Origin of the sequence: Arthrobacter sp. AG367 (genome assembly GCF_007828995.1) — a bacterium.
Classification (GTDB): domain Bacteria; phylum Actinomycetota; class Actinomycetes; order Actinomycetales; family Micrococcaceae; genus Arthrobacter.
Window position 1 is genome coordinate 35,182 of the sequence record NZ_VIVE01000010.1, and the last position, 12,742, is coordinate 47,923.

The window sequence follows — 12,742 nt, forward strand, 5'->3', positions numbered from 1 at the left end:
GGTTAGTCTTTCTCCTCTTCCGGGTGTGCCGGACCCCGGACTGCCTTGAGTCCGTAAGCGCGAACTGCGGTTCCACGGGCGACGTTTTCGCGTTCGTAAGAGGAGGCGTCGGACATCGCCTGCTCCACAGTGAGAATCCAGTCCTGGTACGCGGCCGGCTCCGTCAGAGAGACCGGCCAGTCACTGCCGATCATGCACCGATCGGCCCCAAAAACGTTTAGGGCTTCCAGGATGAAGGGCAGCGCCTGCGGCCCAAGTGGACGCGTGGGGTCAGCTTCCGCGCCCCCCCCTGAAATCTTCACGACGACGTTGGGCAGCCTGGCCAATCGACGCATCGCTGTGCTCCATTCGCTGAGGCTGCCGGCTGCAATGGGTGGTTTGCCCATGTGGTCCAGCACTATGCGCAGTTCCGGTATCCGGGCAGCAAAAGCTGCAAGTTCCGAAAGCTGCCACGAGCGGACGCAGGCGTCGAAGGCAAACCCGGCCCTCCCTACATGGCGGCCTCCGGCCAGTGTTTCCGCCGTCAGCATGAAACCGGCCTCCCTGTCCTGGAACAGCTGGCGCACCCCGCGGACCAGGGGCCGCTGACACAGCTCCGCAAGGTCTTCGGACACGCCGTCCCCGCGGTTGATGGGGGCATAGGCCACAATCGCCGCCAGCTCCGGCCAGGTGGCCCGGAGGCTCGCCACCCAGTCAACTTCCTTCAGCGCCTGGTCATCACGGCAATCGGCCTGCACAAAGACGGCCTGCGTCCCGGGCGCGTGTGGAAGTTCCCGTGGAAGGAAGGGCCGGTTCAGGGAAGGGGCACGGTTCAACCAGTCATAACTGAGCACGGAAGGGTCCCAGATGTGGACGTGTGAGTCTATTACCTGAAGCAACTGTCAGCCCTCATGCCTGTCCGTCGGGCCGAACGCCGATGGTCAGGAGCAGGTTCGCGTAGTGCCGGGTGTCCCCACTGGCGATGACGACGGCGACGTTCGGCGACCGCGCGGCATCGTAGAAGTCGAAGCGCTGGTGCGAAGTGATGGGAATTGCGGTGCCCAGCGCTCGTTCGTAGCCTTTGACTGCCTCCGTCCAGTTTCCGTCCGGAGGCGTCATTACCGCGGCGGCTTCGAGCGGAACGGCGTCGATCAGCACCTCCAGTACCTGGTCAATGGTCAGCAGGCCGGGCCGCAGATTCAGGGCTATCCGCCTCGCGGCTGCAGGGGCGCCGGTGTTGTGCGGGTAGTTTGCGTCCGCCAGGAGGATCTGCGAGCCGTGGCCGGATTCAGCGAGGGCTGCGAGCAGGCCCGGGTGGGTAAGTGTGTAGTTGATCATGCCTGTTCCCCTACCCTTTCCCCGGTCCCTGCCCGAGCGAAGGCGACACCGCGCTCAGCGCGGGCCGATTCCCATGCCTGTTCGGCTTGGCCGGCGTCGGTGCCGGCCCAATAACTGCCCCGGGGAAAGGAATACGCCTGCAACGTCTGCTCCTTCAGTTCCGACGAGTACCCAGGGTTCGCCGGCATGATGTAGGCGCCGTCCCGGATGATGCACGGATCCACAAAGTGTTCGTGCAAGTGATCCACGAATTCGGTGACCCTGCCGGCCAGGTCTCCGGAGACGGCAATGAAGTCGAAGATGGACAGGTGCTGGACGAGTTCGCACAGACCTACCCCGCCGGCATGTGGGCACACCGGGACACCGAACTTGGCGGCCATCAACTGGACGGCCAGCACTTCGTTGACGCTGGCGAGCCGGCAGGCATCCAACTGGCAATAGTCGATCGCCCCGGCCTGGAAGAGCTGTTTGAAAAGGACGCGGTTCATGCCGTGCTCGCCGGTGGCCACCCCGATCGGTTGGACGGCCCTTCGGATCTCGGCGTGGCCCAGGACGTCATCCGGGCTGGTGGGTTCCTCGATCCACAGCGGATTGAATTCAGCCAGCTGCTTGATCCAGTCGATGGCCTGCGGAACATCCCATACCTGGTTTGCGTCGATCATGAGGTTGCCCTCTGGCCCGATGACTTCGCGGGCGATCCTCAGGCGGCGAATGTCGTCCTCGAGGGATGCGCCAACCTTGAGTTTGATGTGGCGGTAGCCCTGGTCCACGGCCTCCTGGCAGAGCCGCCGTAGCTTCTCGTCCGAGTAGCCCAGCCAACCGGCCGAGGTGGTGTAGCACGGGTAGCCGTCCCGGGCCAGCTGGTGGATGCGCTGATCCCGGGTGGGGTCGAGTCGTTCCAGAAGCGCCAGGGCTTCCTCCCGGGTGAGGGCGTCTGAAAGGTAGCTGAGGTCGGCCGCGTCCACGATCTGTTCGGCGGTCATGTCCACCAGGTAACGCCACAGGGGCTTTCCCGAGCGGCGGGCGGCAAGATCCCAGACGGCGTTCATCACGGCTCCGAGGGCAAGGTGCTCCACGCCTTTATCGGGCCCCAGCCAGCGAAGCTGGGAATCACGTTTCAAGCTTCGGTACGCCTCGCCAAGGTTGCCGCAAAGGACATCCAAGTCTTGGCCTATGAGGGGCCTGGCGCGCAGTTCCATCGCGGCGGAGCACACCTCATTGCCCCTGCCGATGGTAAAGGTGAAGCCGCAGCCATAAAGGTCTGGGTCGTCCGTTTTCAGCACGATGTACGCAGCGGAGTAGTCTGCGTCATGATTCATGGCATCTGAACCGTCTGCGGAAAGCGACGTGGGAAACCGCACGTCGAAAATATCGAAACCGGTGATTTGTGGCAAGGTGAGCCCTCCAGGTTCAGGCCGTGAAGACGGCGCTCCAGCAACATCGCGAGCGTCATCTGATGTATGTGGAAGTATTTGATGAGAATATCGGAAGAAGCATCCCTTTCCAAGGGATACATCTGATGAAAGTGAATTGTGCGTTCAGCGTCACTAGACGATGCACTGGGAAAGGCGGCTGCGATGACCAACAGCAACTCCACTGGGTCGATGTCCCAAACCGACGTCGTTATTTCGGGCGTGAAGCAGATGCTGTCGTCCCGCAGGCTTCGGCCCGGCGACCGGCTGCCCATTGAGAAGGACCTGGCAGCAGAGCTGCAGGTTTCCCGGGGTTCGCTTCGGGAGGGCGTGCGGGCATTGTCCACTATGGGCATTCTGGAGACGAGGCAGGGCGCCGGCACCTTCGTGACCAGGCTGGAGCCGTCGGCTTTGCTCTCCGCGATGGAATTCTGGGTGGGCCTGCAGGATGGAGAGCGGGCAAACCAGGTGCACACTGTGCGGCGGGCCCTTGAGACAGAGGCTGCTGCCGCGGCGGCGGTTTGTATCGAAAGCTCGCAACTCGACGAGGCCGAAAGCATATTGGAGCGGGCGAACGCGGCCATTCAAGCATCGCCCATAGACCATGCCGGCGCCATGCAGTGTGACATCGAATTCCATCGGCTCATCGCCCATGCCTCAAGGAATCACGTGCTGTCAGCGCTGATCGAAACCGTCTCCACCAACACCATCCGCGGCCGGATGTGGCGGTCCATTCATGACAATGAAGGCCTGCTGGCCACGCATCGGGAGCACTTGGGAATCCTGGAGGCGCTCAGGCGGAATGACGTGGACAGGGCCAGAACCCGCATGGCGAACCACCTGTACGCGGTGGAGGACTACGTGACAACCATTCCCGCTCCCGAGCTTGAGGAACAGACGTAGGATTCGTCAGACCTTGTATTGACTATTTCCGACAAATAGCCGGTTTAGGGTCGATCCAGGAATTTTGGAGTCAAAAAGATCAGATGATTCCTTGACTTTCCAAACTGGGGCGGGTCATGCTGTTGGGGACAAGGGTTGCGGGAATTACAGCGGGCAGGCCACGAGGACGTCGCCGGGCAGCCTTTGTCCCCAGCTATTGAAAGGACGTTCGTTGTGTCGACTAACCGTGTTACCGGCAAGCTGCTGACAGCTGCAGCGGTTGCAGCCCTTGCCGTCGGAAGCCTTACCGCATGTGGTTCCTCAAGCGGGAGTTCATCATCGGGGGAGAGCAAGGAAGCCTCCGCCATGTACACCTGGATCACCAATGAAAACGACAGGGCCCAGTGGCAGGCCTTTGTGGACGCAGCCAAGAAAAAGGACCCTGCATTCAACCTCACTTTGGAGGGTCCGAGCTTCAACGATTACTGGACCAAGGTCAAGACCCGCCTCTCCAGTTCCGGAGCGCCGTGCATCATCACAACGCAGGCGGCTCGTGCCCAGGAGCTTAAGGACCTTACGGTGCCGCTGGACGACATGGTTAAGAGCAACAACATTGACGTGTCCATGTACAACAAGGCAATGATCGACGGCCTGACCGTTGATGGCTCGCTGCGGGGGATACCTTATGACGCCGAACCGGTGGTTCTTTACTACAACAAGGATCTCCTGGCCGCGGCCGGCGTGGCGCCGCCTACCACCAAATACACCACCAGCCAGTTCGCGGCCGACCTTAAGGCGCTGACAAAAGGCGGCGTGATGGGCCTCGCAGTGCCGCCGGGATTCGGCTCGGGCCCGGGGCTTCCCATGGCATTCGCCAACGGCAATGAACCGGTCAAGGATGGAAAGCTTGACCTCACCAACCAGGGCCTCGTCAACGACCAGCAGTTTGCCTTCGACCTTGTGGCAAAGGCGCAAGTAGCGAACCCGCCGCAGGCGTCGGACGGGACCGATGTGCCGGAGCAGCAGTTCATGAGCGGCAAGGCGGCGATGATCATCGACGGTCCCTGGATGTACGACACCCTGACCACCAAAACGCAGGGCAAGGTGGGCATCGCCGTCGTCCCTTCCACCTCGGGAGAGAGCATCGGCATGATCCAGGGGTCCGCGTTTGCCATCGCAGCGTCCTGTAAGGACAAAGAAGCTGCCTTCAAGAACATCATGAAGATCACCACCCCTGAGGTCATCGGCGCTGTTGGGGCCGCCCGTGGAACCGTTCCATCTGTTGAGTCCGCGGTGAAGGACTGGGCCGGGACCAAGCCGGCGGCTGACGTGGCAGTTGTCCAGGCCCTTCTGAAGAGCGGGCGTCCGCTGGTTACCACCCCTAGCTGGAACCAGGTGGAGACCAACTTCACGCAGTACTCCGGAGAAGGCTTCCGCGGCAGCAAGACCGCGCAGGAACTCCTCTCCACCATCATGAATTCAGCCAAGTAAACTCCCCGGGGGCAGGCTCCCGCACTGGAGCCTGTCCCCTTCATGGAACAGGTCAACGATGACTGCTTTACCCACACTTGCTGTCAAAGACGTGAAAAGGACCCCCGCCAGGGGCGGGCAGGGCCGGCTCGCAGCGGCTTACCTCGCTCCCGGGATGCTCGGGTTCCTGATTTTTATCGTGCTTCCGCTGGTGGCTTCGCTGGTCATCAGCCTGTTCGACTGGCCCTTGTTCGGGGCACCAAAATTCGTGGGGCTGGACAACTACGTTCGGCTGCTCACTGGTGACCCGGTGTTCTGGACGGTTCTGGGCAACACCCTCTTTTTTGCCGTCTCCTACACCGTGGTCAACCTGATCGCTGCCCTGGCTGTTGCCATCTGGCTTCACAACCTGGGCAGTTGGGGCCCGTTCTTCCGGGTGCTGTTCTTCATTCCGGTGGTGACCCCCATGGTCGCCAACGCGTTGGTTTGGCGCCTGATGCTGACCGATGACGGCGTCATCAACAGCTTTCTGGCCAACTTTGGCATACACGGGCCTTCCTGGCTCAGTGACAGCCAGCTCGCCATGGGGTCGTTGATCGCAATGTCTGTCTGGCAGGGGATCGGCTACAACATCATCGTTCTCGGCGCAGGGCTCAGCGGCATCTCGCCGAATTTGCTTGAGGCCGCCCGCATCGATGGGGCAGGAGCCTGGCAGCGGTTCTTCCGGGTGGTGCTGCCGATGCTGTCGCCGTCGCTCTTCTTCTGCACGGTCATGACCATCATCGGCTCTTTCAAGGTATTTACCCAGCCTTACCTGCTGACACTCGGCGGGCCGGGCGATTCCACCAACACGATCGTTCTGTACCTCTACCGCAACGGTTTCTCCTTTGACAAGCTCGGCTACGCGTCGGCACTCGCTTGGGCGTTGTTCGTCATCGTCATGCTCATCACCGCACTGCAGTTCTCGCAGCAAAAGAGGCTGGTCAACTATGACAACTGAAACTCTCGCCCAACCGGAAATCGACAAGGGCCTCGCGCACCGTCGGCACGCAACAGCGTCGCGGAAGAAGAGGCGGGCCGGCCGCCTCGTCAGCCGCATCGGCGTTGTCCTGGTCGGCGCTGCGTTCTTCTTCCCGTTCCTCTGGATGTTCGCCACATCGCTGAAGCCCACCTCCGAAATATTCTCCACCGGTGCCAGCTTCCTTGCCTCCCGCGTGGAGTGGTCGAACTACCAAACAGTGTGGACCGCTATTCCCTTCGGACGGGTCATCATCAACAGCTTCTTGGTGGCCGTCTCCGGAGCGGTGCTGACAACGGTCGTGTCATTGCTGTCCGCCTACGCTTTTGCCCGGCTGCAGTTCAGGCACCGGGAGAAGTTGTTCCTCGTTTTCCTTGGCACGCTGGTGCTGCCCCAGGAAGTCCTGGTAATTCCGCTCTACATCATGATGGCAAAGCTGGACATGATTAACTCCCTGCCGGCGCTCATCGTCCCTTTTGCTTTCGGTGCCTTCGGTGCCTTCCTGATCCGACAGTTCCTGCTGTCCCTGCCCGTTGAGTTTGAAGAGGCAGCCCGTATCGACGGAGCAGGTTCGATCAGGATCCTGTGGAGCGTGATCCTTCCGCTTGTCCGTGCGCCGCTGGCCGTGGTGGCTGTCTTCAGTTTCATCGATTACTGGAGCAGTTTCCTGTGGCCGCTGATCGTCATCAACGACGTCTCGCAGGCAACCATTCCACTGGGGCTCTCCATGTTCTCCGGTGAACGCGGAACGGACTGGGGACCGCTCATGGCGGCCGCTACTTTGGCGGTGATTCCCAGCCTGCTCGTCGTCATCCTCCTGCAGCGCCAGCTCGTGAAAGGCGTCAGCATGGGCGGCTTCGGCGGCCGCTGAGCACCGCCCTGACCCCTGGAATTCCCAAAATCAACCATCTGGAAATTGGAGTGCATTATGACTGACAGCACAGCTATGCCTGAAGACTGGAACAAATTGGCCAGGCCCGTGCCGGAGTGGTTCCAGAACGCGCCGTTCGGCATCTTCATCCACTGGGGCGCCTACTCCGTTCCCGCCTGGGCCGAACCCATCGGCGCCCTGGGCACCATCGAGGACCGCGAGTGGTTTACCCACAACCCTTATGCGGAGTGGTACTACAACACCATCCGCATTGACGGCAGTCCTGCCCAACAGCACCACCGGGACGTGTTCGGAGGCGAGGACTACGACGCCTTCCTGGACCAGTGGAAAGCAGAACAGTTCGATCCGGGGGACTGGGTGGAGCTGTTCAAATTCGCCGGTGCCGATTACGTGGTGCCCACCACGAAGCACCATGACGGCATCGCGCTCTGGGACGCTCCGGGAACAGGCGAACGGAACACGGTCCACCGCGGACCGCGCAGGGACCTGATCGGCGAAATCGCCCGGGCCGTGGGTGACAAGGGCCTGAAGCTGGGCCTGTACTATTCCGGCGGACTGGATTGGCATGTACGCCCCTTCCCGCCGCACGTCACCAGCGAAAGCGTCCACGACACTTCCCGCCCCAAGGACGCCGGCTACGCCGAATACGCCTACAACCACGTGGTGGACCTGGTGGACAAGTATCGTCCAGACGTCCTGTGGAACGACATCGAATGGCCCGACGCCGGCAAGCACTTTGGCGAGTACGGGCTCGGCCGGCTGTTCGAGCACTTCTACTCGATCAGTCCGCAAGGCGTGGTGAACGACCGGTGGGGCGCCACCCACAAGGACTATGCCACCAGCGAGTACGAAGCGGCCAGGGAGAACGAGTCCGAATCCGAGTGGGAGAACTGCAGGGGCATCGGATTCTCCTTCGGCTACAACCAGGTGGAAGGACCGGAGCAGTCGCTGACCGGCCAGCAGTTGGCCCGCCAGCTCACGGACGTGGTCTCCCGCGGTGGCCACTTCCTGCTGAACGTGGGACCGCGGGCGGACGGCACCATTCCTGAGATCCAGCGCCAGGCCTTGACCGATCTTGGCCACTGGATGGCTTCCGCCAAGCAGTACCTCGTGGGTGCCCGTCCGCTTCAGGATGGAACCGTGGCAAGCAGCGACGACCCCTGGATCCGCTGGGTTGACCGCGGAACGGAAGCCGTGGCCTTCGTTGACTTGCTAGGCGGGGGAACGGAAGCCGCCTTGAAGCTGGACGCGGGCAGGTTCTCATTGTCACAAGCGTCAGCGGCGGGTGACGGCGGAACGGTCGAGGCCACCGTGGATGGACTCAAAGTCACCCTGTCGCCTGACCGAACCGGGCCGGCCATCGTCCGCGTCCCCAAGGCATAGTCCCGGAAGTGCATCGACGGCGGCGGGCAGCACCCGCCGCCGTCGTGCGTTACCTCAAAATCAATGGCTTAGGTGTACATCAGCGAGCCGGGCGTAGTGAGTTTTTCGCCGGTTTCCAGCCATGTCTTCAGGCCGGAGAGGATCATCGGCCAGCCGCCGTAAAGCTGTTCGTTGGCACCCTCGCGCAGGTCGCTGTGGGTGACGGTGAGGTGGCAGGAATCGCCCACCGGTTCGATCTCCCAGGTGATGGTGGACGTGCCCTCGGCCTTGACGTCCTCGCCCCACAGGGCGCGCATGGTCTGGACCAGGCGGCGCGGCGGGTCCACCTCCAGGTTTTCGCCTTCGCCGAGGGCCTCCCCGGCCTTCGGGTTGCCCATCACGAAGCGTCCGCCCGGTGACCAGTCGGAATCGATGGTGTTGCCGAACTGGTACTTGCTGCGGATGTCGCTGTCCGTGATGGCTTCCCAGAGCCGTTCGGGCGTGGTCTTGATGTAGATCTCGAAGATTTTTTCCATGGGACTTTCCAATCTGGATTTGAGGTCGCTGAGGGCAGCGGCCCATGGTTCTGCGTATTTGCTGACCCAGCGGTCGTGGACCAGGCGGATGGGGACAGGATTGAGGAAGTGCAGCTTTTCCCGCCCCCGACGGCGGGTCACCACCAGGCCTGCGTCCTCCAGGATGCGGAGGTGCTTGGCGATCCCGAACCGGCTCATGCTGAACCGGGCTTCAAGGGCGCTCAGGGTTTGGCCGTCCTCGCGGTAGAGCTCATCGAGCAGGTCCCGGCGGGTGGGGTCGGAGAGTGCCTTGAACACGTCGTCCATGACAGCAATGATATGTGACCTAATGGTCACCTATCAAGGGGTCTTGCCTGCCTCAGTTGCGGGAGGCAAGGTTCCGGTCCCGCTCCTCGAACACTTCCTCACCGGGCCCGGTGAACGCGCGCGACCTCTCCACTGCCTCGATGGAGCCGGTGAACAGCTGCGATTCGTGCGGGTCCGCCGGGGGACGGGCACCGGCGGCCGGGGGCGACCCCAGCCCGCGCAGTGGTGCCCTGCGCCGTGCGGCCGTGCCGCCGTCGTCCGCTGCCTGCTCCCAGCGCTGGTGCGGCAGGGCCTCCGGATGGTTCTGCTGCAGGAACATGACCATGGTTTCCCGGACCAGGCAGCGCAGGTCGAAGAGCGCGGCACTGTCCGCCGCGCTGACCAGGATCCGGACGCGGACAAAGCCGCCGGTGGCGTCGGTGATCTGCAGGACGCCCACGCGCTCGTCCCAGAGCTCGGAATCCGCCAGGACGCGGCGCAGTTCGGTGCGCATGTCCTCCACGGGGGCGCGCCAGTCCAGGTCGAACTCCACGGTGCCCATGACCTCGGACTGGCGGCGGGTCCAGTTCTCGAACGGCGTGGTGGTGAAGTAGGTGGACGGCAGGATGAGCCGCCGGTCGTCCCAGAGGTGCACCACCACGTAGGTGAGGGTGATCTCCTCGATCCGGCCCCATTCCTTCTGCACCACCACCACATCGTCCACACGGATGGCATCGGTGAACGCCAACTGCATGCCGGCGAAGACGTTCACCAGCGACGTCTGCGCGGCGAGGCCCGCAACGATGGAAATCACCCCGGCGGACGCCAGCAGCCCCGCGCCCAGCGCCTGGATGGCGGGGAAGGTCAGCATCGCGGTGCCGACGGCGAGCACCACCACCAGTGCCACGGCGATGCGCCGTGCCAGGATCATCTGCGTGCGCAGGCGCCGTGCCCGCCGGTTGTCCGCCACGTCCACGCTGTGCCGGTTCAGCACCACGGCTTCCACGATGAGCAGCACCGCGACGGCGAGCCAGGCGACCGCGCCGATGAGGGCGATCAGCAGGAGATGGTCGACGCCGGCGTGCCAGCTTTCGTTGTTGGCCGTGAGCCTGAGGGCAGCACGGACGCCCACCAGGCACAGTGCCAGCCGCAAGGGCTGGCGGGCCACCCGGGAGGTTGCCTGCAGCTCGGGCCGGTTCCGGTTCAGATGGAGGACCACCTTGCGGAGCAGCCAGGACAGGACCAGTCCGGCGGCCACCGCCACGGCGACGGCAAGGAAGGGCATGGCGCGGTTAAGTAGGTCTGGCATCCGTTAACCACTACCAACTTCGGCGGCAGGACCGAAATCGCGCCGGCGCCTTGGCGTGCCCCGCTTATGGCCCCAGCGGCAGCAGGAGCAAGGCAACGAGTGCCGGGACGGTGGCCGCGAGGGTTCCCGGCACACTCTCCCATTTACTTGGGTAGTGGCCCTGGATGTCGGCGAGCAGCATGGTGGGGGCGGTGAGGACCATGTTGGCGCAGCAGTAGACCACCAGTGTGTAGCCCACCACGAGCTGCCCGGAGTTGGCGGCAACCACTCCGGCGATCACCCCCAGCGCAATCACCAGGTTCCTGTAACCGGTGGGGATGGCCCACATCATCACTGCACGCACATTTTCCGGCGGCGTACTCAGGAACTTCTGAGCCCACCGGTGACGGCGGAGGAGGAAGCTCTCCACTGGAAACACGACGATGTAGATGGCTGCGGCGAGTACCGCGAAGACCTGCGCTGCGGTGTTCATGCTTGCAGCGTAGGGCTGCGCCTGCGGGCTGCTCCATCCCCGGATTGGGGGATCTTGGACGCCCACGCCGACGCTGGCGCCCGCGCTCGCACCGGAAGGCCGTTTGGCACGTGTTCATCTCCCCACCACGTGGGTAGCCTTGGGCCCATGCAGAAGATATCGATTGACGCGCTGGCCCGGCAGCAGCTCGAAGCAGCCATCGGCTCCCCGAACGGAAGGGCTGCGGACACGGTGTACGGGGGCCACGAAAAGATCCTCCGGCAGACGGTCATGGCGATGACCGCGGGAACGCAGCTGAGTGAGCACCAGAATCCGGGCGACGCCACGGTGTTCGTGATCCGGGGCTGCGTCAGCCTCCGCGCTGGCGGGGAATCCTGGCAGGGCAAGTCCGGCGACCTGCTGATCGTCCCGCCCGGTCTGCACAGCCTTCACGCCGAGGAGGACTCCACCTTCCTGTTCACGGTGGCCAAGCACCGGGACTGACCCAGGGTCAGGCCGGGTCCTTGACGGTGTCCTTCACCGGCCGGGGCTCCAGCCAGATGCGTTCACGGGGGCCTGGTGGGTAGGCGTAGCGCTTACCGGCAAGGGTGATCACCAGGGCGGCAACCACAGGAATCGCCGCCGCCGCCGGGACCAGCAGCGGGCCGCCAACCACCAGGGCCGCGGAGCCGTAAAGTGCCCCGACGGTGATGCCCAGCTGGATGGTCAGGACGGTGAGCCCGTTCGCGGCCTCACTGTATTCGCCGCCGGCCCGGAGGATCGCCGACTGGTTGTAAATGCCGATCGCGCCCAGGCCGGCTCCCCAAATGGTCATCAGCACCAGGGCCGCGGGCAGGTTCCCCACGGCGAGGGGCAGGAGGAACATCGATGCTGCGATGGCCGCCGTCGTGATGAGCAGCGAGCGGCGGGGACGCGAGTCCACGGTGAGTCCAGCGATCCAAATACCCAGCAGTCCGGACCCGCCCAGTACCGTGAGCGAGAGGCTGATGGCGTAGTCCGGCAGGGCCGCCTCGCGGATGAACGGCGCGATATAGGTGAACAGCGCGAAGTGGGCCAGGACCAGCAGCGGCCAGGCGGTGGCCACCGACTTCACGCCGGGCTGGCCGATGGCCTTGCGCAGTGACGGCCGGACCGAATCGGTAATGCGCCGGACGCGGGGAAGCAGCCAGAACGCCAGCACGGTCAGGACCACGCCGAACCCGGCGAGCACCAGGAACGCTGCGCGCCAGCCCAGGAATACGCCCAGAGCCGTACCCACCGGAGCGCCGATGGCCAGGCCCAGGCTGTTGCCGCTGAACACGATGGCCAGGGCCTTGCCCACCTTGTCCGCCGGGACCACGCGGGATACGAACGGCGCCATGGTGGTCCACAGCAGCCCATGCGCCAGCCCGCCCACCAAACGCGCGATCATCGCGGCGGTGAAATCCGGTGCGAGTCCCACCATCGCGTTGCTGAGCGCGAAGGTCAGGACCAGCCCAACCAGCAGGGCGTGGCGGGGAATCTTCCCCAGCAACCGGGCGGCCGGAACCACCGTGACAACAATGACGGCGGCGTAGGCGGCGGCAAGGTAGCCGGCCACCGGCTCGGACACTCCCAGGCCGGTGCTGATCTGGGGCAGCAGGCCGGACGGCAGGAGTTCAGTGGAGATGGCCGTAAAAGCGATGGTGGCGAGGACCACCATCGCGGCATACGGAAAACGGGCAGGTTCCGGCGCAGGGATCGCGGAAGACATGGGGGAAGCGTCCATTCAAGGGGGAGGGTGTGGAATGCGGCGCTGCTCGCCTGAC

13 protein-coding genes are annotated in these 12,742 nt (G+C 63.8%); 6 read left to right on the top strand and 7 right to left on the bottom strand.

What is annotated here, in order from left to right; all coding sequences use genetic code 11:
* Positions 1 to 2 precede the first annotated feature (2 nt).
* Genes FB478_RS19000 through FB478_RS19010 form a run of 3 tightly spaced genes read right to left on the bottom strand, consistent with a single transcriptional unit; the run spans position 3 to position 2,711 of the window.
* Positions 3 to 878, bottom strand: a complete 876-nt coding sequence (locus FB478_RS19000; protein WP_144601325.1) for an amidohydrolase — start codon at positions 876 to 878, stop codon at positions 3 to 5.
* A 10-nt stretch (positions 879 to 888) separates the two neighbouring features.
* Positions 889 to 1,317: an RbsD/FucU family protein gene (locus FB478_RS19005; RefSeq protein ID WP_134165909.1), complete on the bottom strand. Its 429-nt coding sequence runs from the start codon at positions 1,315 to 1,317 to the stop codon at positions 889 to 891.
* Positions 1,314 to 2,711 (bottom strand): L-fuconate dehydratase, encoded by a 1,398-nt coding sequence (locus FB478_RS19010; protein ID WP_018771367.1) that lies wholly within the window; start codon positions 2,709 to 2,711, stop codon positions 1,314 to 1,316. Before FB478_RS19010 ends, FB478_RS19005 begins: the two co-directional genes overlap by 4 nt.
* Positions 2,712 to 2,894: 183 nt before the next feature.
* Here FB478_RS19010 and FB478_RS19015 point away from each other — a divergent pair, with 183 nt between their 5' ends.
* The 5 genes from FB478_RS19015 to FB478_RS19035 all read left to right on the top strand — a co-directional run bounded on the left by FB478_RS19015 (position 2,895) and on the right by FB478_RS19035 (position 8,374).
* The gene (locus tag FB478_RS19015) at positions 2,895 to 3,632 is read left to right on the top strand and encodes a FadR/GntR family transcriptional regulator (protein ID WP_018771366.1); all 738 of its coding nucleotides are present in this window, start codon (positions 2,895 to 2,897) and stop codon (positions 3,630 to 3,632) included.
* Positions 3,633 to 3,845: 213 nt separating this feature from the next.
* Complete coding sequence (locus FB478_RS19020) at positions 3,846 to 5,102, top strand: sugar ABC transporter substrate-binding protein (RefSeq protein ID WP_051081442.1); 1,257 nt, start codon at positions 3,846 to 3,848, stop codon at positions 5,100 to 5,102.
* A 91-nt stretch (positions 5,103 to 5,193) separates the two neighbouring features.
* Positions 5,194 to 6,081 carry a carbohydrate ABC transporter permease gene (locus FB478_RS19025; RefSeq protein ID WP_223993986.1) on the top strand — a complete coding sequence of 296 codons (888 nt, stop codon included), beginning with the start codon at positions 5,194 to 5,196 and terminating at the stop codon, positions 6,079 to 6,081.
* Positions 6,071 to 6,970, top strand: coding sequence for a carbohydrate ABC transporter permease (locus tag FB478_RS19030; RefSeq protein WP_018771363.1), 900 nt, complete (start codon positions 6,071 to 6,073; stop codon positions 6,968 to 6,970). Before FB478_RS19025 ends, FB478_RS19030 begins: the two co-directional genes overlap by 11 nt.
* A 57-nt stretch (positions 6,971 to 7,027) precedes the next feature.
* Positions 7,028 to 8,374, top strand: coding sequence for an alpha-L-fucosidase (locus tag FB478_RS19035; RefSeq protein ID WP_056389382.1), 1,347 nt, complete (start codon positions 7,028 to 7,030; stop codon positions 8,372 to 8,374).
* A 68-nt stretch (positions 8,375 to 8,442) separates the two neighbouring features.
* On the opposite strand, the gene FB478_RS19040 is transcribed toward FB478_RS19035, so the two are convergent.
* The 3 genes from FB478_RS19040 to FB478_RS19050 form a co-directional block, all read right to left on the bottom strand.
* A complete protein-coding gene (locus tag FB478_RS19040; RefSeq protein ID WP_056389385.1) occupies positions 8,443 to 9,195 on the bottom strand; it encodes a metalloregulator ArsR/SmtB family transcription factor in 753 nt (250 codons plus the stop codon).
* Between the two features lie 52 nt (positions 9,196 to 9,247).
* Entirely contained in the window at positions 9,248 to 10,459 is a 1,212-nt protein-coding gene (locus FB478_RS19045) for a mechanosensitive ion channel family protein (RefSeq protein WP_018771360.1), read from the bottom strand.
* Between the two features lie 88 nt (positions 10,460 to 10,547).
* Positions 10,548 to 10,955, bottom strand: coding sequence for a DUF1304 family protein (locus FB478_RS19050; protein ID WP_056389388.1), 408 nt, complete (start codon positions 10,953 to 10,955; stop codon positions 10,548 to 10,550).
* A 147-nt stretch (positions 10,956 to 11,102) separates the two neighbouring features.
* On the opposite strand from FB478_RS19050, the gene FB478_RS19055 reads away from it, so the two are divergent.
* Complete coding sequence (locus FB478_RS19055; RefSeq protein ID WP_018771358.1) at positions 11,103 to 11,438, top strand: cupin domain-containing protein; 336 nt, start codon at positions 11,103 to 11,105, stop codon at positions 11,436 to 11,438.
* Positions 11,439 to 11,445: 7 nt separating this feature from the next.
* Here the strand turns inward: FB478_RS19055 and FB478_RS19060 are convergent, their stop codons facing one another.
* The gene (locus FB478_RS19060; protein ID WP_056389391.1) at positions 11,446 to 12,687 is read right to left on the bottom strand and encodes an MFS transporter; all 1,242 of its coding nucleotides are present in this window, start codon (positions 12,685 to 12,687) and stop codon (positions 11,446 to 11,448) included.
* Positions 12,688 to 12,742: the final 55 nt, after the last annotated feature.